19 protein-coding genes and 4 pseudogenes are annotated in these 19697 nt (G+C 67.8%); 5 read left to right on the plus strand and 18 right to left on the minus strand.

Annotation, left to right across the window (positions count from 1 at the left end):
- Positions 1–6: 6 nt before the first annotated feature.
- The 6 genes and pseudogenes from ACWEK3_RS31365 to ACWEK3_RS31390 all read right to left on the minus strand — a co-directional run bounded on the left by ACWEK3_RS31365 (position 7) and on the right by ACWEK3_RS31390 (position 5070).
- Positions 7–483, minus strand: a complete 477-nt coding sequence (locus ACWEK3_RS31365; RefSeq protein WP_450546612.1) for a MarR family winged helix-turn-helix transcriptional regulator — start codon at positions 481–483, stop codon at positions 7–9.
- 138 nt (positions 484–621) lie between these two features.
- Positions 622–1224, minus strand: coding sequence for an SsgA family sporulation/cell division regulator (locus ACWEK3_RS31370; RefSeq protein ID WP_453251141.1), 603 nt, complete (start codon positions 1222–1224; stop codon positions 622–624).
- A 1254-nt stretch (positions 1225–2478) separates the two neighbouring features.
- Positions 2479–2736: pseudogene (locus ACWEK3_RS31375) on the minus strand (transposase family protein); the annotation flags it as partial.
- 99 nt (positions 2737–2835) lie between these two features.
- Positions 2836–3450 carry a hypothetical protein gene (locus ACWEK3_RS31380; RefSeq protein ID WP_453251142.1) on the minus strand — a complete coding sequence of 205 codons (615 nt, stop codon included), beginning with the start codon at positions 3448–3450 and terminating at the stop codon, positions 2836–2838.
- Positions 3451–3576: 126 nt separating this feature from the next.
- Positions 3577–3990: a hypothetical protein gene (locus ACWEK3_RS31385; protein ID WP_384095571.1), complete on the minus strand. Its 414-nt coding sequence runs from the start codon at positions 3988–3990 to the stop codon at positions 3577–3579.
- An 828-nt stretch (positions 3991–4818) separates the two neighbouring features.
- A complete protein-coding gene (locus ACWEK3_RS31390) occupies positions 4819–5070 on the minus strand; it encodes a hypothetical protein (RefSeq protein WP_450546615.1) in 252 nt (83 codons plus the stop codon).
- Between the two features lie 53 nt (positions 5071–5123).
- Between ACWEK3_RS31390 and ACWEK3_RS31395 the strand changes: the two are divergent.
- Positions 5124–5425, plus strand: a pseudogene (locus ACWEK3_RS31395) (transposase); the annotation flags it as partial.
- Between the two features lie 419 nt (positions 5426–5844).
- On the opposite strand, the gene ACWEK3_RS31400 reads toward ACWEK3_RS31395, so the two are convergent.
- The 7 genes and pseudogenes from ACWEK3_RS31400 to ACWEK3_RS31430 form a co-directional block, all read right to left on the minus strand.
- Positions 5845–6168 (minus strand): hypothetical protein, encoded by a 324-nt coding sequence (locus tag ACWEK3_RS31400; RefSeq protein WP_453251143.1) that lies wholly within the window; start codon positions 6166–6168, stop codon positions 5845–5847.
- Complete coding sequence (locus ACWEK3_RS31405) at positions 6165–6470, minus strand: hypothetical protein (RefSeq protein ID WP_453251144.1); 306 nt, start codon at positions 6468–6470, stop codon at positions 6165–6167. The genes ACWEK3_RS31400 and ACWEK3_RS31405 overlap by 4 nt, the downstream gene beginning before the upstream one ends.
- A 68-nt stretch (positions 6471–6538) precedes the next feature.
- The gene (locus tag ACWEK3_RS31410) at positions 6539–6895 is read right to left on the minus strand and encodes a hypothetical protein (protein ID WP_450546618.1); all 357 of its coding nucleotides are present in this window, start codon (positions 6893–6895) and stop codon (positions 6539–6541) included.
- 231 nt (positions 6896–7126) lie between these two features.
- Positions 7127–8527, minus strand: a complete 1401-nt coding sequence (locus ACWEK3_RS31415; protein ID WP_453251145.1) for an ISL3 family transposase — start codon at positions 8525–8527, stop codon at positions 7127–7129.
- Positions 8528–8580: 53 nt separating this feature from the next.
- Entirely contained in the window at positions 8581–11349 is a 2769-nt protein-coding gene (locus ACWEK3_RS31420; protein WP_453251146.1) for a beta-N-acetylhexosaminidase, read from the minus strand.
- 443 nt (positions 11350–11792) lie between these two features.
- Positions 11793–12612: pseudogene (locus tag ACWEK3_RS31425) on the minus strand (IS5 family transposase).
- 45 nt (positions 12613–12657) lie between these two features.
- A complete protein-coding gene (locus ACWEK3_RS31430; protein ID WP_453251147.1) occupies positions 12658–13242 on the minus strand; it encodes a DinB family protein in 585 nt (194 codons plus the stop codon).
- Positions 13243–13247: 5 nt separating this feature from the next.
- On the opposite strand from ACWEK3_RS31430, the gene ACWEK3_RS31435 reads away from it, so the two are divergent.
- Positions 13248–13376: a hypothetical protein gene (locus tag ACWEK3_RS31435; protein ID WP_453251148.1), complete on the plus strand. Its 129-nt coding sequence runs from the start codon at positions 13248–13250 to the stop codon at positions 13374–13376.
- A 118-nt stretch (positions 13377–13494) separates the two neighbouring features.
- On the opposite strand, the gene ACWEK3_RS31440 is transcribed toward ACWEK3_RS31435, so the two are convergent.
- Genes ACWEK3_RS31440 through ACWEK3_RS31450 form a run of 3 tightly spaced genes read right to left on the minus strand, consistent with a single transcriptional unit; the run spans position 13495 to position 14636 of the window.
- On the minus strand, positions 13495–13776 hold the full coding sequence (locus ACWEK3_RS31440; protein WP_453251149.1) for a cupin domain-containing protein: 282 nt from the start codon (positions 13774–13776) through the stop codon (positions 13495–13497).
- A gap of 42 nt (positions 13777–13818) precedes the next feature.
- Entirely contained in the window at positions 13819–14463 is a 645-nt protein-coding gene (locus ACWEK3_RS31445) for an SDR family NAD(P)-dependent oxidoreductase (protein ID WP_453251150.1), read from the minus strand.
- Between the two features lie 5 nt (positions 14464–14468).
- Entirely contained in the window at positions 14469–14636 is a 168-nt protein-coding gene (locus tag ACWEK3_RS31450) for an SDR family NAD(P)-dependent oxidoreductase (protein ID WP_453251151.1), read from the minus strand.
- Positions 14637–15810: 1174 nt separating this feature from the next.
- Between ACWEK3_RS31450 and ACWEK3_RS31455 the strand changes: the two genes are divergently transcribed.
- Both ACWEK3_RS31455 and ACWEK3_RS31460 read left to right on the plus strand, forming a co-directional pair.
- The gene (locus tag ACWEK3_RS31455; protein ID WP_453251152.1) at positions 15811–16251 is read left to right on the plus strand and encodes a hypothetical protein; all 441 of its coding nucleotides are present in this window, start codon (positions 15811–15813) and stop codon (positions 16249–16251) included.
- A 798-nt stretch (positions 16252–17049) separates the two neighbouring features.
- Positions 17050–17310 carry a hypothetical protein gene (locus ACWEK3_RS31460; RefSeq protein WP_450547757.1) on the plus strand — a complete coding sequence of 87 codons (261 nt, stop codon included), beginning with the start codon at positions 17050–17052 and terminating at the stop codon, positions 17308–17310.
- Positions 17311–17540: 230 nt separating this feature from the next.
- Here ACWEK3_RS31460 and ACWEK3_RS31465 read toward each other — a convergent pair whose 3' ends face one another.
- Positions 17541–17669, minus strand: coding sequence for a hypothetical protein (locus tag ACWEK3_RS31465; protein ID WP_450547756.1), 129 nt, complete (start codon positions 17667–17669; stop codon positions 17541–17543).
- Between the two features lie 730 nt (positions 17670–18399).
- Between ACWEK3_RS31465 and ACWEK3_RS31470 the strand changes: the two are divergent.
- Positions 18400–19411 (plus strand): annotated as a pseudogene (locus ACWEK3_RS31470) (S66 family peptidase).
- Between the two features lie 20 nt (positions 19412–19431).
- Here ACWEK3_RS31470 and ACWEK3_RS31475 read toward each other — a convergent pair.
- Positions 19432–19599 (minus strand): hypothetical protein, encoded by a 168-nt coding sequence (locus tag ACWEK3_RS31475; protein WP_453251153.1) that lies wholly within the window; start codon positions 19597–19599, stop codon positions 19432–19434.
- Positions 19600–19697 lie beyond the last annotated feature (98 nt).

The raw sequence follows: 19697 nt of genomic DNA on the forward strand, positions 1-19697 counted from the left end.
GCGGGTTCACCGGGTGGGTTCGCAGCCTTTCGAGTGGTCCCCCGTGTGCAGCTGGGCCAGGATCTCGTGCAGGGATTCCAACTGCGCCTGCGACAGCCGGTCGGCGAACATCCGCTCCACCACCTCGGCGTTGGTGCGGGCCGCGCTGCGGATCAGCTTCCGGCCGGCCCCGGTCAGCCGAATCGTCGCACCGCGCGCGTCGTCCGCCACCGGGGAGCGGCTGACGAGTCCGCGGTCGGCGAGCCTGTCGCACAGGCGGCTGACCGCGCTCTGTGTCAGGACCACCTGCTTTTTCAGCTCCCGCAGTCGTATCCCGCCGAGCGGGATGTTCACGAGGGTGTCGAACTCGCTGACGGAGAGGCAGTGGCGTTCCGCGAGTTCCTTCTCGATCTCGCCGAGTACGTCATGCTGCACCTGCAGGAACGTACGCCACACTGTGACCTTGAACGCCCTGGTGCCGGTCGCGGGCCTGGTCCGTGACATCACGGGCCACCTCCGGTCGGCGCGGATGATTGTGCATACATCATCTTCGCAGCCCACTGACAGGTGCCCGAAAACAGCGGCCGACCTCGTCCTCGTACGGTAGGGAGCCACCCCGAGGATGCCTGGCGGCGGGTGGCTTCAGGACGGCCCGTTCAGGAACCGGTCGAGATGGCCTTCCAGGTCCAGGCCCAGTGCGTCGGTCTCCTGGGCGGCGGGCACCAGTTGGTACGTGCGTAGCAGCCAGTGCTCGACGGCCGGAAGTGCGGCGATGAGGTGGGCGAACCCGCCCGGAGGAGTCAGGCGAAGGTGCAAAAGTGCTTCCGGGCCGGTTCCGGTCGGCCACACCCGCACATCCCCCTCACCGCTGGGTGCCAGCAACCCCCGCAAGAGCAGCTCGCGTGAGATGGCCCAAGGCACTGGGCCTCGGACGAGGTCGTGGAAGAGGAACTCCACCACAAGGGGGTCCTGCGACCTGTAAAGCAGTTGAGTCGGCACCCGGAGCCGTACGCCCAGGGGCGACACGAGCTCCGTGTCAAGCATGTGGTCTACACAAGTGATCATGGCTCTGAGTGTGTTCGGGGGCCGGGGTGGTGTCGGATGTCGGCAGTGGGAACATTGCGCGGGCCCGGCACCGACGCGGCCGTGCGGTCCACGGGAGAAGCGGTCTGCCCGGCAGTCACGGTGACCGTCCGAGAGGTGGTCTCGGTGCGCTGCTGTGCGCATGAAGCGGGAAGCGGCCATCGCGCTGCTGTCGGCCCAGGATCATGTTCCATCCCTTGGGATTCGGGTGCTGAAGCAGGACGACGCATGATGACGGCCCCCTTGAAGAGGTTGCGCTCGGCCCGTGGGGGCGGTGGCTGGGAACGTCCGCTGAGGGCGCGGGGGCGGCGTTCGGTGTCATGGCTGCTGCTGTCCCTTAAGCAGCCCCGATTGCCGCCCCCGCTGTCCTGTGATGCCGCCCGCATGGGCCGGGGTGGCTCAGACTGCGTCACTCGCCCACTGGCGTGCGACAGCCCAAGCAGTGGCGGCCTCGATGACTGCGGTCCTCAGCGGTGTGAACGACCGTCGTGCTCCAGGCTCCACAAGGTGTACCCATGGCCGTCAACCCAGCGGAGTTGGTCGAGGACCCACAGACGACGACCTTCGTCGATACGCACCCAGTAGCCGCCGCGGTCGTCGTAGCGGATCCAGTAACGACCTCCGTCGTGATCCCGGACCAAGTAGCGACGTCCACCCTGAACCCGGTCCCAGTGGCCACGATCGCCGCTACCGCGGCCGCTGAACGCGCTGTGCCGGTTCCCGCGGTGACTGTGCCGGTCCCCGTGATGGCCGTCAGCGGTTCGGACGGCGGATACGGCGCCCGAGTGGCTGCTGCTCGGGTACGTCGCCGCCGAGGCGGAACCACCGGTAGCCAAAAGCCCGGCTGCCGCGACGACGGTAGAAGCGATCGCGACCACAACCCGACGCACAGTCCTGCTTGCCATGATTCCTTCTCCTTGCTCACCCCGTGATGTGAATGGGCGGCTTCGCTGGCGTTTGCCTGCCCTCAGACGCTTGAGACAGTAGTCCGAGCTTGTTGAACAATGAACTACCCAGGCGGTGAGGTCCGCCACGCGGCAAAAAGTCGTTGCGTCGGAATATTTCTGCGACAGCCGCTGTTGCGAGCCGGCTTTCGGGCCGCAAGCCGGGACGCCCGCTCCCCTCGTTCCACTTCCGGGGGAGCAGCCGCCGGGCGGCCTCCGGCGATTTGATCCGCTGCTCGAACAGCCCGGCCGCCTGCATCCGCACCGACTCCCGGCGAGCACGAGCGGTGGCTTGACGAGCTGGTGAACGCCGTCGACCAGCGCGACGAGCGGTCGCAGAGCCGGGCCTCTACAAGGCGTTCGCCCGGCTCGAACTCCGAGGCCAGGCTCAGGGGCGGTCAGGCCAGGTTCCGGTCACCCCGGCCGACGGTGGAGCAGGGTGGCCCGCAGGTGGTCGATCGCGGACGGGGGTGAGGTCCGGGGTGAGCACGGACAGGACGTCTACCGCCTCGTAGACATAGCGGTACACCATGGCGATTCCGATTCCGATGCCAGCCGCGAGCTGGGCGTAGCTGTGACCGCAACGCAGATGGGCCAGTACCAGCAGGGCCTGGCGGGCGGTGAGTCGACGCCAGCGCGTCCTGTGCTCCAGGCGCCGCGCGGACAGCAGGCGGGCCAGGTGACGAAGCGTCGAGCTGGACAGATCGATCCCCGATGGGTAGTCAAGCACCTGAAGCTCCGGGCGGACAAGTTAATCTTGGTCGACAACCGATCTACCAGGAGCTTCACCATTTCCCAAACGCCACCACCACGCCAAGTGGCCAGCCTCTCAAGCAGGTTGGAGACGACTCAATGAGCTGAGGGCCGCCGTGTGGTGCAGTTGCCCAAGGGACGCGAACGGGTTCGAGAACGCGGTCAGGTCGCTCACGCGGACCAGGCTGAGCTCGCTGGGTTCGATGTCGGAGCCGGACAGGACCACTTCAGTGCTCTCCACGCATCCCGGTGCGACCCAGTAAGGGCTGCTGTTGCGCCAGAGTTCGAACGTCATGGGTTTCCCGCCTGTGGTGATGGTGACGGGTTCGGAGGCCGGCAGGCTGGCCGGGGGTTCCTCGCCGGGGTGGTAGTAGATCTCGAAAGCCCGTTCCAGGGCCTCGCTGGCCTCTGCATTGCCGGAGGAGGCGCTGAAGACGGTGACGTGCTCGACCTGGGGGTCGAAGTACGGAGAGCCGAACCACAGGTACACGTGGATGTCGCCGGTGGCTCGGTTGTAGCCGTGACCCGTGGCCTGCCGTGATTCCGGCCAGTTGGCGTCGACAGCGAAGACGCTGAACCCTTCTGCCGAGCCAGGGGTGCCTTGATCGTTCATGGGATCTCCCGCGTGCTCGTCCGTGATCAGGCATCCTGCACCGCAAGAGAACCGGCGGAAAGTCGGGTCGGCGTCCACGGCTCGGGCCTGGGGCTGGTCGGTGCACGCACACACGATGCAGGACCACCCGCATCACCGGCTTGGTCAAGGCCGTCCTCACCCTTCACCTGACAACGGCAAGCTGAGGTTGGAAAAGCTCACGGCCTAGTAGGCTCTGCGCCGCAGGCTTCGTACGAAGAGCGGCACCGACAACAGGAGCAGGGCGCCTTCGACGGCCAGGCTGACCAGCCCGAGCGGTTCCGTCCAATTGCCGATGTCGTCGCTGTAGTCGGGGAGTCCCGTCCCCCTGGAGAAGATGTAGCCCAGCAGGGGGCCGACGGCGACCACGGCTGCCAGCAGCCATCCCAGTCGGACGAGGCCAATGAGGAGCAGCACGGCAGCGACCACGGCAGCGATCTCCAGGACGTGGTAGGCGACGCCGACATAGTAGGGGTCTCTCGTCGTCGTGATGCCGCCTTGGTCCACGACATGGATGGCGGCCACCACGAGACACAGCAGAGCTCCCGCCCACCTGGCCACCCACGTAGCCTCCGGCGCCATCGCGGTGTGGTGTGACATGCGGCGACACCTTCTCCCTCCTTCGGCAGCGCGTGTCCGCCGTGCCGCGACCCCATCTGCCCGGTCGGCTCCCGAAGAGGCAGCGCGCCGCACTTGTGTCAGGTCCCAGTCTCAGCGGACGGCTGCTCGCCGTCGCCTCCGACGGTGCAGATGAGTGACACGGAAGAGGCGCCGTCGCGCACAGCGCTCCTCCACCCTCGGCCCAGGCGTCCATGGCGTTCAGACTTCGCGGGCCTGGTGGGCAGAGCACCGTTGCCGCGTAAGGGCTCCGGCTCCGACGCGCCACCCCCTGAGCTGCCAGTGACCGAGGCCTCAGGCGCCCTGCGGGATCGCGGCAGCGCTCCGTTCCTGGGCCGTCTGTGGGCCGTCCAAGGGTGATCAAGTGACGCTCTATGACGACCAGTGATGACATTCGTCCGGAGCGGCAGCCGCAGGTCACCCAAGTGGCTCTGCGGCACTGGTACCACCATGCCCAAGCCCGGAGAACTGACCAGGGCCCCCTCGCTGCACAGTGTGGCGATGGACAAGGGCGCTGTGGGAACTCCCGAGCCGTGTGATTGGTGCGGCCGTCCCGGTCAGGTGATCGAACACAACTGCTGGGAACAGGATGGGCGTCTGGCGTATCGCGAACCGGCGTTGTGCTCCGCGTGCGAACTTTTACACGACGCCGACGTGGGCGGTATCGCGGATGCCGAATCCGAGCAGGTACCGGACCTCGACGCACGCCTTGCAAGTTTGGAGGACGGCCTTGCGGACCGTTGCGCGAGAAGGTACGCCAGGGACAGCGGCTGCCCCAGCGGAGCATCCGCCGACCGAGCGCATTGCGGCTTACGTCGCCGCGCGCCTGGAGCGGTGGTGCAACTTGACCGAGGACCTGGAGGACACCTCGCCCTGGTCGACGGGGCTGTTGATCGGCGAAGCACGCGGCCCGTTGACGTGCGCCACGGCCGGCGGCTCGTCGTCCGCCCGCCAACGCAAGCCCCGCTCTGCCCATCCGGGGAGCACCAGCTCGGTGAGGGAGTCGGCGATCAGGCCCGCGCCGACGCTCCTCGGTTGGAAGACACCCGCCGAAGCCCTCAACGACCATCTACTATCGATCAAATAAGCCGGTGTTGCATCCACTGGTTGAACCTGCCCAGTACACGAGTCGTGCGTTCGCCGACGCCTGCCGCAGAACGGCGTCCGCCAGTCCATGAGCGCGATCGGCTCCAGCGCGGACAACGCGCTCGCCGAATCCTTCAACGCCACGTTCAAACGCGAGACGCTCCAGGGCCGGAAAAGCTGGTCCAGCGAGCGCGAGGCCCGCCTCGACGCGTTCCGCTGGCTGCACCGCTACAACACCCGACGCCGTCACTCCCGCCTCGGGCAACGCAGCCCGATCGCCTACGAGGCAGCGTCCGGAACAACATCAACTACGCTGACACCAGCCGCATAAGCCCTGTCCAAGATTCGGGGTCAAGGCCGGCTCTACACCTGACCATCCCGACCGGTGGCAGCACGCTCCAGCAGCGCGGTCAGGCGGCCTGAATGGACGTCGCCTGCACGGGGAACCGGGGGTCTACTCGTCATCTCCGACATCCAAGCAGACTCCCCACGCCCCGCTCCATGCCCGTCACGGCCAAAAACCTCGACCCAAATCCCAGTACCACCGCCGTGCGGGACGGAGTCGTCAGCTTCGAGCATCCGGTACACCACCAGCACGAGTTCGACACGTATCGCCGCCGACCATGACCGACCGAGCAACGGCTTCTCGATGGTGGTGTCCGGTGGATCTCGGGACGGCAGCACCGGCCCGGGCTACGCCGGTGTCCCCGCGCCCCTGCATGGGATGGATCCAGGCTCAGGGTGGCTGACTCACTGCCAGAAACACTCATCGATCACGATCTGAGGATCGGTGGTCCTCCGGGTGAAGTGGTACCGGAGCCACCCCCGGCCGTGATCGAAATAGATGACGTGCTCGCCACCGGGGCGGGTGGACTGGACGGGTTCGACACTCATTCCGCCTGGGAGGTCGCGGTCGCTGTCGATGCCCCGGAAGTACGGGTCAGCGGCGGTGACGAGTTCGGCGCGGGCCTCGTTGACCAAGACACGGGCCTCTTCGGGGAGGGCGTTTCTGTCGTCCTCGGCGTTCTTGGTCCAGTCGGCTTGCCAGGGCGGCCCCATGAAGTCGTCGGTCACTGGCCGGGCTCTGCCTTCGCTGCCGTGCGGCGGATGCGTCCGGCTTCTTCAATGAGTGACTTGGCGCGGGCGTAGTCAAGTTCCCTGCCGGCCTCGTCCTCCAGACCGTGCACCTTCGCTTCCAGTTGGGGGTCGCGGGCGAGGGCGAATTCGCCCCACCAGCGGGCCATGAAGGCGGGAACCGGCGCGAGGTCGTAAGCGTCGGCGATGTCTCGGCGCCAGTGTCGATCGAAGTCGACGAGGAGTTGCGGCGCATGCTGGGCGATGGCGGCGCGGAGCGCCTTCGGTGTCCTGTCGGGCATGGGGGGCACGGCCCCAGAGCCCAGGGTGGCGGTAGTCATGAACGGCAGTTCCCCTACTTGGCGGTCGGTCAGGCGGCAGTTGGCTTCATCCGGCCTGGGACACTGCCGTCAAGCTCTTCGGCAGCTGGTTTCTGGTTGTCCTTGGTGGCGCTTTCTGTGAACCGCTGCCTGGCCCGGGCGAGGCTGTTGTCACGCAGGGTGTAGATCATGCTGGAGTCCTTGTAGCCCAGCATGCGGGCAAGTCTCACGACGCGTCCGTACGGCAACTTTCCGCCGACGGGTGCGGTGACGGCGGCACGAACGTCGTCTTCGAGTTGTTTGCGGAGCTGGGCGAGCTGCTTTTCCGCGCGGGTGATCTCGGCGCGGGTATTGCGGACCTTCTGGACGTCGGGGTCCTGGTCGTCCTTGTTCTGCATCGCCGACATGCTTCGCATCATGACACCGCAGACCATGGTTTGCAACACTGTGGATCTCGGCACTATGGTTTCGCAGACCACAGTATCGTCACCTGCGCGATCGGCGCGTCGGCGGTGAAGTCCCGCTGGAACAGACCCGCGTCCGATGGCTCCGGCATCGTCGTGGTGACCTTCTTGCGCGCTGCACCCCGACGATGTGGAACTTCCGCATCACGCGGGCGACCATCTTCTCGTTGATCATCATGCTGGCGTCCCGCATGGGACGCGAGGTGGACGGCCCCTATCCTGTCGGCCAGGGCCTGGTCGGCGCGCCGCGGCGACGACGGCTTCGCGGTCTCGGTCCAGGCCGCGGGTGAAGGCGTGCAGATGGGGCAGGTCGGCTGCGCCGACCTGGGCGATCCAGCGCGCGAGCGCGTCGGCGTTACCTGAGTGAGGTGTCAGGAGCTGGGCGAAGTCCCTGATTCTGCTGGCCAGTTGGGTCGTTTCGGGGCAGACGGCGGCGAGCCGGGTCAGGAGGGCGTGGTGTTCGGCTTTGAGGTTGTCGGGCCTGGGAAGCAGCATCCGGGTGAATCTGCGCGAAGAGATGTGTCTGCGGTCGGCGTCCGCACGGCCTTGGTCGATGTACTTGTGCAGGAGGTTCAGACAGCCCGTGAAACGAAGAGCCTTGATCTCTTCGAAGAGGTGCACAACGGGGACGGCCGGGTCCTCGGCCCGGCGGTTGCGCAGGTGCTCGCGGTAGGGATCGACGAGGCTGGCGCGGTATTTGGGGACGCGGAACATTAGCTCGGGCCGGTCGGCTCGGGCGTAGTGTTTGACGGTGTTCAAGGCCAGTTGCAGACGGCGGGCGCACTCGAGCAGGCCCACGCCCGGGTCGAACAGGTCATGGACCTGGTGCCAGCGTTCCAGGGTGGTCTGTGCGCGGGGCCGGTCGTAAAGGGGCGCGTCCAGCACGGTGGCCCAGCAGTTGCTGTGCGCCTTCACCTCGCTCAGGGCGGCTTCGCACAGGTTGTGCCACAAATGCCAGCGGTCGTTGACCTGCACCGCGGAGGGCAGGGCGCGGCGGATAGCCTCGGCCCAGGTCGCGGAGCCGTCACGGCACACGACCTCGACGCCCGGATGGGCACGTAGCCATGCGTGATGGGTGTAGGCCGTACGGTCGGGCAGCACGTCGATCCGCTCATGCGTCTCGGCGTCGATCACCACGGTGGCATAGCGGTGCCGCCGGCGCAGAGCGAAGTCATCGACGCCGATCACGCGGGGCACACGCCTGGTGGGCAACGGGATGCGCAGTAGGGTGCGCAGGGCCGTGTGACGAGACAGGCCCACCGCGAGTATCGCCAGCAATCGTGCCCCAGCCCGGCTCGCTAACTCCGCGACCACGGACTTGCCTTGCCTGGTCAGACGGGCAGTGCGTCGCTGGTAGCGCTCCAGCACCCCGGGCACCTGTTCGCGGAAGGTGTGGCGGCAGCCGAGCGTGGGACACACCAGACGCCACACCGTCACCCTCGTCTGCCACATCCTCCAGGACCAGCGGGTACAGACCCAAAAATACCGTCTGCACTGCCCTGTCTCACATTCAGTGGTGGCGGGCGATGTGGGCTCACCGCGCGCTGCAGGCCATACGCGCCGCCCACACCGCACACGGCGGCCCTGCGCAACTCGCGCGCAGGGCCGCCATGTTCACTTACCGGGTGTCAGAGTCCGGCGCACTGGCCCGACATCGGGCCGGACGCGGAGTTGGGTTGGTCGGCATTGGTCGGCGCGGGAGAGTTGCCCGTGCAGGACAGTGGCCCGCTGACGTGGTTACCGGAGACGATCGCGGAGCCGGTGTTGTTCTTGATGGCGAGCGGGCCCGCCACGGTGGCGCTGTCGATCGTCACCTGACCGGCCGAACCGCTGACCTCCACCGGGCCCCCGACTGTCGTCGGCGCGCACTCGCCGTTCCGGTTGCCGAGCCAGACCCGGGTTGCAGCGGTCACGCCCACCGGTCCGGACACAGTTGTACCGCACAGCAGAACGTTGCCTGCTCCGGACGCCGTCACCGGGCCGCGGAACACGGACCCGGATGCGTAGAGCGAAGCACCCGCAGCCACTGTGACCGGTCCCGAGACCGTCGCGCCGTCGAGGCACGTGACGCCTGAGGACAAGGTCAACGGGCCCTGGTGCGTCCCGGTGACCATCGACGTACAGGACGGGACGCCGGTCGCGACGAACGGCACGACCCAGGTCTTGTCCTGACGGCTGTAGGTCACTGTCCCGTGGTACGTCCCGTCCGCCGGGTAGGTGTGGCTTCCGCTGACCGTCATCAGGCTTCTGCCCTGACGTTGGCTCGCCGCGTAGTCACGTGCTGCGATGCCGGCGGATTCGGTCGGCGATCCGTCGCCCCAGTCGATCACCGCCGTGAACTCACCCGGCGGAAGCGAGCCGGCTGCCAACCGGCCCAGGGGTGCGTTGCTCAGGGTCCTGTCGACGCCGAGGCGGGTGACCGTGCCCATCGACTCCGGACTCCAGGTGACCTGGGCGATGGAGCCGTAGTTCACGTTCGCGAACGCCCACCGCGGTCCGGCGACGCTGAGCCGCTGGCGGTACGCGTCGTAGTCCTGGGTGAGCACCTTGGGAGACCAGGCCTTCTCCAGGATTCCGGCCAACCGTGGGAACACCATGAACTCGTTGGTGGCCAGTCCACGCATCTGCTCGCCCCAGATCGGCGCCTCGATGCCGATGATGTCCTCCGCCTTCGGTCCGCCGTATGCCGGTTGCGCCCAGACGGAGCGGTATTTCTCGTAGACCCATTCCGGGTCCCACCCGTAGGCCTTGTCGAGCTCGGTCTGGGGCGTCCGGCCGGGCGACCCGTCGTACCCGAAGTCGAGGTAGGCGTTCCACTCCGGGGTGGTGATGACGTCGCGGCCTTGGTTGAACCACTCGGGTTTGATCAGCGGCGGACCACCGCCGGTGTAGTCGGACCAGTAGTGGTTGATGGACGTCGAACCCGGTGCGTAGCCCTCGAGTGCGGGGTTCCAACCCATCATCCGCTTGCCGTTGGCGTTGACGATGGACTCCATCTGCCCGATCCACCACTTGTAGTCCTCGTGGGGCATCCCGATGGCCTCGTCGCCGCCGATGTGGATGATCGGTGCGGGCGAGATCGCGGCGAGCTGTGCGATCGCGTCCCGCCAGAACGCGAGCGCCCGCGCACTCGCCGGGTCGTTCGGGTTCGTGCAGAAGCGGTCGGTCTGGGTCTGGCCCTGGCAGCCCATGACCGCGACGCCACCCAAGGACCTCACCGCCGCCGTGGCGTGCGCCGGGCTCTCCAGTTCGGGGACGATCTCGATGAACCGGTCGGCGGCGTACTTGACCAGGCTCTTGAAGTCCTCTTGCGTGTAGAAGCCCGCGATACAGCCCGACCCGTTGCACCCGATACCGTCCAGAGCCGGGTAGCCCTTGATCTCCAGGCGCCAGGACTGCGAGTCACTCAGGTGCAGGTGCAGCCGGTCGCCCTTCAACGCTGCCAGTTGGTCGATCATGGACCGGATTTCGGCCACGGTCATGAAGTTGCGGGCAGGGTCGAGCTGAAGACCTCGATGCGCGTAGCGCGGGTAGTCCAGGACTGTGATGGGCTGTGCCGTCCACGGCCCCACGCCGGTAGCGGACGAGTTGATCGCCGCCGGCAACAGCTGCCGAAGGCTCACGAAGCCGTTGAACAGACCGTGTGCTTGCGGGGCGACGATCTTGACGCCCGTACTCGCCACTGTGAGGGAGTAGCCCTCGTCCGCCTTGTCCTCTGGGATGCTGGACACCGGTCCGAGCGAGAGAGAGATGTCGGCGGAGGTGGCGGAATCTGTCACCACAGGGAGTACGAACCCGGTGGCCGGTCGCAGGTAGCCGGCGAGGACCTCTGCGGTGGCGGCGAGGGCACTGCTGGAGACGACGATCCGGGACTTGTCCGTGAGCACCCACGGCTGACCGCTGCCGGCCGTCTGCTTCACCGGCACGGGGATGATCTGGCCTACGGTCGGCGGCGGCTTGGGACCGGACCATAGCTCGAACTCGTTGAGCGTGTACCCGGTGGTGGACCTCGTGGCCAGGGCCTGCATCCGGACACAGGAGATCGGATCCTTGCGATCGATCACCTGCGAATCCTTGTCGGACGGATTCACCACGTGGGCCACCGTCGACCAGGTCTGACAGTGGGCGTCCGTGGAAACCTGCAGGTCGTACTCGGTCGGCTTGGACGGAGAGGTCCAGCGGCTGAACACCTCGTACACCGGGGCGGGTGTGGCCAGCTTGACCTGGAACCAGTCCTGGGTCGGGTCGTAGCCGTTGCCGACCGATGCGTAGTTCGAGGTCCATCCGTTGTGCACGAACACATCGATCGCATTGGCAGGCGCATACGTCGCCGCGGGTGCAGTCATGCGTTGGGACTTGGCAGCGGCGACCGCGCCCGGCAGCAGGGCGAGGTTCACGCTCTCAGAGGTTGGCGGATCGGCGGACGTCGTGGCGGTGCCGGCGGAAGCCTGTCCCACTGTGAGCGGAACCAGAGTTGCGGCCAGAAGCGCAGCGATTGTCAGGGCGGGGACAGCGCGAGGCCGAGACCGATGGCCTGAGACTGGTCTCTCCTCGGGTTTCGGCGACAGGAACGGGAATCTCACGTCACTCCTTACCGGTGCTGGCGGTGTCACGCGGGCCTGGAGGGGCGACCGTACCGGCGAAAACTGCGACGAGAAAGACGTACGGCGCGACGAGCACGCCCCGATCGGTTGTACGCCGATGCTGCGGCCGACTGGGAATCACCGGACGGAGGCACGCGCGAAATCCGTTGTGAAATAAACAAGTTGGATCTCAGGCAAAGCATGGGGCGAACCGGCATATGTTACGTTGACGCGCTCCCTGGACTTTGGAGGGTGTCTCACGTGGCAAGTTTCGCGAGCTTCTTGTAGCAGGTCAGGGCGGCGGCCAGGCCGAGGAAGGCGAGGAAGTGCGAGCCCTTTCGTTCGTATCGGACGGTGAGGCGGCGGTAGCCGAAGAGCCAGGCGATCGACCGCTCGATCTTCCAGCGGTGTCGACCGAGGCGTTCGCCGGACTCGATGCCGGGCCGCGCGATGCGCGCGACGAGCCCGCGCTCGCGCAGCCAGGCCAGGTGTTCGGCGGAGAAGTACGCGTTGTCCGCGCGGAGTTTGACGGGTCGGCGCCGCCGTGGTCCCAGGCGGGACCGGACGGCGGGTATGCCGCGGATGAGCGGCTTGAGGGCGAGGCTGTCGTGCATGTTCGCGCCGGACACGGCGACGGTGAGCGGGATGCCCTGGGCATCGGACAGCACGTGCGGCGGCTTGCTGCCCTTCTTGCCGCGATCGACCGGGTTCGGCCCGGTCAGCGATCCCCCCATCTGGCGCGAACGGAGGCCGCGTCGACGATCGCCGAGGTCCAGTCCACCTCGCCCCGGACCCGGAGTTCGTCCAGCACCGCCCAGTGCAGCCGACGCCACAGGCCGGCCTCGGTCCATACCGTGAAGCGGCGATGCGCGGTGGCGGGCGACGTGCCGAACGTCGGCGGCAGATGCCGCCAGGCACAGCCGCTGGTCAGCACGTACACCACTGCCGTGAACACGGCCCGCTCGTCACACGGAGCGGTCCCACCACCTTGCGGACGAGCAGCGAACGACGGCAGCAACGGGGCGGCCAACTCCCAGATTCATCAGGAACCAGACGCTCCGATAGATCAGCACCCACGACCGGCATCATGCCGCACGAACATCAAGTCACGTGAGACAACCTCTAAGCCTTGATTGGTGCGGCCGACCTGGCGGCCTGCTCGATCTTCGCGCAGTAGGCTGCACGGGCTTCCTCGTCGATCTGCTTCTCGAGTTCGGCGCGCAACCCGGTCCGGCCGTCGAGGCCCTCGCGCAGGATATCGGCGTGCCCGGCATGCCGGATGGACTCGCCGAGGACATGGACCATGATGGCGAACAGGTTCGTGTCGGCATAAGGCTCCGGCCACCACGGCACGTGGCCGGGGGCGTCGAGGGGAAGCTCGTTGATCGTCGCGTCCGAGTGTTCCCACGTGCGCCGGTAGAACCCGATGATCTGATCGCGGGTCTCGTCCTCGGTCGCCCACAGATCGCTGCCGTTGGAGTCCTGCCACCGGGGCAGCGGTTCCGGGGAAGGGCGGTCGAAGACCTCGCCGAAGTACCTGGCCTCGACGGTGGCCACGTGTTTTACCAGGCCGAGGAGGTTGGTCCCGGTCGCTGTCAAAGGCCGGCGGGCGTCGTATTCGGACAAGCCGTCGAGTTTCCAGAGCAGCGCCTTGCGGTCACGCCGCAGTCTCTCGTGCAGGTTGCCTTTCGCGAATTCATCGATCATGCGGCATGAGCCTGCCATGGGCTGCTCGTGGTCTCAAGATCCCGTACATGGCCCGCAACGACTGGCAGAGCCGAGGCCTGGCCATGGCCGCCGCCCTGACCTGCTACAAGAAGCTCGCGAAACTTGCCACGTGAGACACCCTCCAAAGTCCAGGGATTCCGGCCTGGGTCGTCTGCCCCTTCCAGGGGCTTCCTGCTTCAACACGCTGTGCCGGGACTTTCGTCCTGGTCTTACCGGCGCTCCACGAGGCGTTTATCGTCTCCGCCCGTCCGGCGGCGACGATACGGCGTCCTTCGAAGAGGACGTTGCGGGCTGCCGCACATAGCCGAAGACGACCCCCGGGTGCCGGTGCCGGGAGACGATGCCGGCCGCGGTCACCTTGAGCAGGTTGCACCACTGCCCGGTCACGGTGTTGAACATCAGCGGGCGGAACCACACGTTCGGCGCCTGCGGCACCCAGACGCGGTCGTCGTCGGGCACGGCGGCCACGGCGATCTCCGGCGGTACGGCAAAGGACGTGGGAATGACGGCCATGGACATTGATCCTTTCCAGGAATTCAGGGAGCGGGCCTGGGTTCAGGCGGCCAGATATCCGCCGTCGACCGCCAGCACGGCGCCGGTGATGAATGCGGCGTCGGGGCCGGCGAGAAACGACACGGCGCCGGTGATGAATGCGGCGTCGGGGCCGGCGAGAAACGACACGGCGCCGGCGATGAATGCGGCGTCGGGGCCGGCAAGAAACGACACGGCGCCGGCGATATCCGCGGGCGTGCCCCAGCGCCCCATCGGCGTGCGGTCGATGATGCGGCGGCTACTCTCGGCGCTCTCGTGCAGTTCGCGGGTCAGCCCGGTGCGGATCCAGCCCGGTGCGACGGCGTTCACCCGGATCCCCTTGTCCGCCCAGGCCACCGCGAGGGACTTGGTCAACTGCAGCACGCCGCCCTTGCTGGCGCTGTACGCCGGGACCCGGCCGCCGCCGAAAAAGCTCAGCATGGACGCGATGTTGACGATGCAGCCGCGCGAGCCGGCCAGCGCCTCGCGGGCGGCCAGGCAACTGCGCATGGTGCCGGTGAGGTTGACCCCGACAACGTCAGCCAACACCTCGGACTCGAACTCCCGGCCGCGCGCGATGATACCGACCGCGTTGATGAGGACGTGCAGCTCATCGAACGTGCCCAGGAAGGCGCGCAACTCGCTCTCCCGCCCCACGTCGAGCTCCACTCTCCTCACCTCTCGGGCAGTTCACGCGCGGCGCTCCCGGCACCCAGTCCCGCGACGATGACGTGATCCCCGTCGGCGGCGAAGCGGCCGGCGATCGCGGCGCCGATCCCACTGGTCCCACCGGTCACCACCACGGTCCGTCCCCCAGGCCCCGCCACGCGGTCATCGTGCACGGTCGTCTCCTCCAGTGTTCGACTCCGATACGACGGACCCGATTGAACACAGGCGGGCGAACGGCCGTCAGCTCTCATACGAGACGGGAATGAGGGCCATTCGGATGCCCCGGCGGTGCTGGCCGCACACCGCCCGCTCCCCCGATCACCGGCGGCGGGCCCACCACCCCCACAGCTCCTTCCTCCGGGGGCCTGTCAAGTTCTTCCGGTGAACAGAAGACCTTGGGATATGAGAGGGGCCGGACCTACGCCGACCGCCCGTCCGCCGTTCCTGGCCTGCCGAAACACCCGGCGTCCACGTCAGCCCCTCCGGCACAGCCGCCGGGGCCGGCCGCATCCACACCCGGTGCGCCACCCCCGTCCGACGCCGCTGACCAACCCACCCCATTTCCAGAAGGAGGCCTGCGCCACGGGTACCGGGGGAAGTACGCATCCGATCGCGCGGGCCGGCTGCGGTCAACCAGGCCAAAGCCGGCCCCCCTTCTGGCCACCACAGGGCAGGTGGGACGGCGGCCCCTGCCCAGGGCGCTGCGTGCAAGGGCCGCCCGAGCCTTGCGGTCCTGTCACAGCGCAAGGCATGACGACGCTAAATCCCCAGCACCCGACCGCGCCCGCCCCGTGTGTCGGCCGGGTGAACGCGGGTTGAGCCGGAGCACGGCTTCGAGAAACGGGGGGTCTCCTCCTCCAACTTGCAGTTGGGCTGAGCGGCCCCGACCATGAGCCCGACCACGGCAGGCCGGCACGCCGCGGCGGCACGAGCCGGGTCCGCCGGCACCGCCCGCCGTCCGGCCTGGAGCAGTGACGCCGGCACTCGAGGACTGCCCGTCGGCCTTGTCCACCTCGCCCGCGCGAGCAGGGCGGTCGGCGCGACGCCCCTACGGCCGGGCATGAACCTCGAGGTCGTCGAACGGCCACGGGGCAGGTTTCCGGCCCCGGCGGACGCGGTGAGGCCGAGCGCACCTTCGGCCAGTTGATGCCGCAGCGCCGCCCCGTGCGGGACTGCGGGGTACCTGGCAGCGTCATTCCGCCTGTTCCACGGGGCTACGGATCCCTTCCGGCCAGCAAGCGTTGCGGCATGTCCACGCCACGCTTCGTACCGTAGTATCCGTTCGATGATTTGACGGGGTGTGCCGGTGGACGGGCTGTTGTCCGGGTCAACGGCCGGGGTACGGGGATGGGCAATCGCACCGTGGCCCACCGGGACGTCGCCACGACAGCGAAATCCCCTTCCGGCCGCCGCAGCACGCACAGGACCACGCGCGCCGACATGGACGCGGCGCTGGGCACACGCCTCGCCCCGCAGCTGAGGCAGATCGCGACCGCTTTGCTCGATCACGCGGCAGCCAAGGGGCGGCTGGAGGGCGGAAACGCCAGCTACCCGAGCATGTCCGCCTACTACCCCGTCGCCGGCCGGCAGGTGCCGAACCGGACACTGTCCCTGTACGACAACCCTCCCAAGGAAGAACTCGCTTTCAGCTTCGGATCGGTCACCCACCACCTCAGCCCGCACCGGGCGGCCGAGTTCGCGCAGTCGCTGCCGACCGTTGCCGAGTTGGAGAAGAACTGGAGGTGCAGCGACACAAGGGCTACAAAGGCTGGCCCCCGGTCCCCGTGAGCGCCCTTGCCGCCGAGCCCGCTGCTGTAGAGGGCATCCTGGCCGCGATCCAGCAACTCATCGACAGCCAGGAAGCCTCCGCCTGATCGGCACGCGGTGACGGGTGCCTCGTCACCGGATCGGTGCAGCTGACGGGGAGTGCTCGAGCTTCCTTGGTACAAGCCATCCAGTGTGGACCGCGAGGCGCTTGAAGACCTGCCACTGGCGCCGGCCGACGCACTGCGCAGCAATGGTGACCGGCTGCCTGCACCATCGAGTTCAGCGTGCGCCACCCATGCTTGAGCGTGCCCGCCGCAAGCAGGCTCTTACCGCAGCAGCCCGGCCCCACTCGCATCAACGGCCCCGCTGTGACGAGCGCCCCGCCCGGTGCCATAGCACGGACGCGATGCACGCTGGTCACCGACAGGCCGGAAAGACGCAATCTGCTCCCCTTCAGGGACAAAGTACCCCGGCGGTAACAGCCTGGTCAGCGGGTGATGGTGACCCGCAACGGGATTCGGCTGTACGGGGTTGGCCTGGCATGCGCAATGACCCGGTTAAGCAAGACAAGTCCATATCCGACGCCGAGCCGGCGGCCGCCTGCTGCCCAGACAGCGACCGACGCGGGACCACGCGTGAGCGGACTGTCCCTGGTGCCGATCATTGCAGCGGGCCCCAGAGGGCTGCCGTCAGCCGGCGAATCGATCTGCCCGCCGCGCCAGAAGGCCACAACCCGTAGAGAGCGAAGCACGCAGGCCATTCGAGGCACGGGGACGGCGCGAGTGTGAAAAGGAAACACGCACAGAACGGAGCAAGATCATGCAGACCTTCACCGCAGCAGCCGATCGAGCGTGGGAGCATGCCCCGGCGGATGACTTCCTGCTGGCGCCGCCCCATCCCGCAGACCGCCTTGTCGGCCGCGTCCATCCTCGCGACCTGCGCCGCCTGGACCTGTACGCGGCGCTGACCGCGGCCGGCACCGCCCCCTTTCCAGGAGACCGGGAGGCGATCGAAGCCCTCAGCGCATTGCCCGACAGCGTGCACGAAGCCCTGCACCGCTGGCTCAGCACCGGCAGGTGACGCGCTGCACGCCGGCACGGCATTCCCTGTCGGCAGCGGCTGAAGCATGCCCCACTTCGGGACTCTCCGCCGCACTCGTCGGCGTCGCAGTCGCCATCGAGCACCACACCCGCTGATTCAGACTGTGGCAATACAGCTCTCTCCCCCAGCCGGCGCACGCCTGGACGAGAACGCGCACCAACCCGAGGAGCCCGGCCCTACAGTGCAGCCATCTGCAGCTCGAATCCGCGTCATCGGCGCAGCACGCGCTCCCGGCCGCCCGTCTGCTCGATGAGCCGCACCACGACGTGTGGGTCCTTGCTGCAGAGGCCGACCCACTCCGTGTAGCGGTCGCGGGCAGCGCGCGTACCCGGGCGCACCGCCTCCCCCCTTGCCGCCGCAGGTCGTTCGCCGCGCCACCGGCGGGGGAGGCGGTGCGTGCTTCCTTCCGTTGAGCTGCTGTCTTCTTCAGCGTGTGCCGGTAGGTCAGGTGCGGTGAGGACAGCCGCTGGATCTGGTCGGCGGTGGCGACCTTCAACACCCCGAAGACGCGCAGCACGTCGCCGCGCAGGTCGTTGGTCGACCCCGCCTCATTCGCCTTCCCCTTTGCTACCATCCGGCTCGCCCTCCCGTCGTCCGCAACCGGCCACCGGCCATGGAGGGGACCAGGCCCCCGGATCCGATGATCGCCCCCACCACCGACAACCAACTCAGGAACAAGGGGAGAGAGGAGCCTTTTGACGATCTCGCGCGGCCCTGGAAATCCGTTGCGACAAGGGGGAATGCAGGACTCGCTGGTGCCGGGCACGGAAGTGGCTTCGGCAGTGGGAACGCAAGCGCCGGCGGCAGGGCCTCCCCAGGGCTTGCCCAGGCCCGGACCTGGACCAGGTACCGGCCGGGCGGGACCGACGTCCGCCGGCAGTCACGTGCCACGCGCACCGGAGGCTGGCAGTCGGCCGCGGGCCTCTGCGGCTCCCTGGCAACCGGGGTTCGGTCGGCGTGCCCCCCAGCACCCGGCCGGCCGGTCACCCGCGCGGTCGCGCGGTACGTCCGGTGCTGGCGCCGTGGCCGGACAGGGCCAGCACTGCTGTGTGGGTGCGGAATCGAACAATGCCCAACCACATAGCGGTCATCTCACCCTCCTCCGGCCTGCCGGGCCTCCTTCCGCTCCCCTACGAGTTGGGACTCAAGCGGCTGCGTGAGGAGTTCGACCTGGAACCGGTGGAATACCCGACCACCCGAAAGATGGGCTCCACCCCCAAGGAGCGCGCCGACGACATCCACGCCGCGTTCGCCGACCCGACCATCAAGGCGGTCATGGCCAGCATCGGCGGCGACGACCAGATCACCGTGCTCCCCTACTGGACCGCGAGCTGATCCGCGCCAACCTCAAGCCCTTCTTCGGCGTCAGCGACAACACCAACCTGCTGATGCTCCTGCACAGCCTGGGCATCGTCGGCTACCACGGGGCCTGCGTGATGACCGAGATCGGCTGCCCCCACGCGCTCCACCCTCTGACCGCCGACTCGATACGCGCGGCCCTGTTCACTTCGGGCCCATACGAGCTCCACCCCACCGAGCACTACCGCGACACCGACCGCGACTGGTCCGCCCCGGCCACCTTTGCCACAGAACCGGACTCCCAGCCCACCGACGGCTGGATCTGGCACCAACCCGAGCGCATCGTCGAGGGCCGAGCCTGGGGCGGCAACCTCGAGATCCTCTCCTGGCTGCTGATGGCCGACCGCGAGATCGAACGCGACCTCACCGCGTACCAGGGCGGCGTGCTGTTCCTGGAAACCTCCGAGGAGATGCCGAACGGGGAGGAAGTCTTCCGGGTCCTGCGCAGCATGGGTGAGCGGGGCCTGCTGGCCCGCTTCCCTGCCCTGCTGATGGGCCGGGCCAAGGCATGGTCCTTCCAGCAGCCAAACAGCCCTGAGGCCAGGCGGCGTTACGCCGCCGAACAGCGCGAGGCGGTGCTGCGCGCGCTAGCCGTCTATCACCCCAGACCATGGCAGTCTTCGACGTCGACCTCGGGCACACCGATCCCCAACTGGTGATCCCATACGGCGGCCTGATCAGCGTGGACGGCCCGGCACGGCGGATCACCGTGACGTACTGACATCTCTGGGCGTCACCGGCTCACTCACTGGCAGCGATCAGGAAGAGGGCTGGGATGAGCACGCGACAGGCGCGCTTGGCTAGGTCGCGGAGGCTGTGACCGGCCTCGTGCCTCGCCTCGTCGAGGAGTTCGCCGAGGGCGGCCTGCGGAGTTGTGCTCGCGGCCTGCGGAGTTGTGCTCTCGGACATACGCGTCACCTCCTCCAAGGACAGGGCGGCGGGGGGGGGGTTTATTATTTGAGGACCCCGCGGTAGTGGTAGATCACCCCAAAACACAACAACATATA

Source organism: Streptomyces sp. NPDC004721 (genome assembly GCF_053601495.1).

Excerpts from the sequence above, each read along its gene's own strand:
- ACWEK3_RS31365 (WP_450546612.1), bottom strand. The coding sequence starts at position 483 with ATGTCACGGACCAGGCCCGCGACCGGCACCAGGGCGTTCAAGGTCACA.
- ACWEK3_RS31370 (WP_453251141.1), bottom strand. The coding sequence starts at position 1,224 with ATGGCCGCTTCCCGCTTCATGCGCACAGCAGCGCACCGAGACCACCTC.
- ACWEK3_RS31385 (WP_384095571.1), bottom strand. The coding sequence starts at position 3,990 with ATGTCACACCACACCGCGATGGCGCCGGAGGCTACGTGGGTGGCCAGG.
- ACWEK3_RS31405 (WP_453251144.1), bottom strand. The coding sequence starts at position 6,470 with ATGCCCGACAGGACACCGAAGGCGCTCCGCGCCGCCATCGCCCAGCAT.
- ACWEK3_RS31410 (WP_450546618.1), bottom strand. The coding sequence starts at position 6,895 with ATGTCGGCGATGCAGAACAAGGACGACCAGGACCCCGACGTCCAGAAG.
- ACWEK3_RS31430 (WP_453251147.1), bottom strand. The coding sequence starts at position 13,242 with ATGATCGATGAATTCGCGAAAGGCAACCTGCACGAGAGACTGCGGCGT.
- ACWEK3_RS31435 (WP_453251148.1), top strand. The coding sequence starts at position 13,248 with ATGAGCCTGCCATGGGCTGCTCGTGGTCTCAAGATCCCGTACATGGCC.
- ACWEK3_RS31440 (WP_453251149.1), bottom strand. The coding sequence starts at position 13,776 with ATGGCCGTCATTCCCACGTCCTTTGCCGTACCGCCGGAGATCGCCGTG.
- ACWEK3_RS31455 (WP_453251152.1), top strand. The coding sequence starts at position 15,811 with ATGGGCAATCGCACCGTGGCCCACCGGGACGTCGCCACGACAGCGAAA.
- ACWEK3_RS31460 (WP_450547757.1), top strand. The coding sequence starts at position 17,050 with ATGCAGACCTTCACCGCAGCAGCCGATCGAGCGTGGGAGCATGCCCCG.
- ACWEK3_RS31475 (WP_453251153.1), bottom strand. The coding sequence starts at position 19,599 with ATGTCCGAGAGCACAACTCCGCAGGCCGCGAGCACAACTCCGCAGGCC.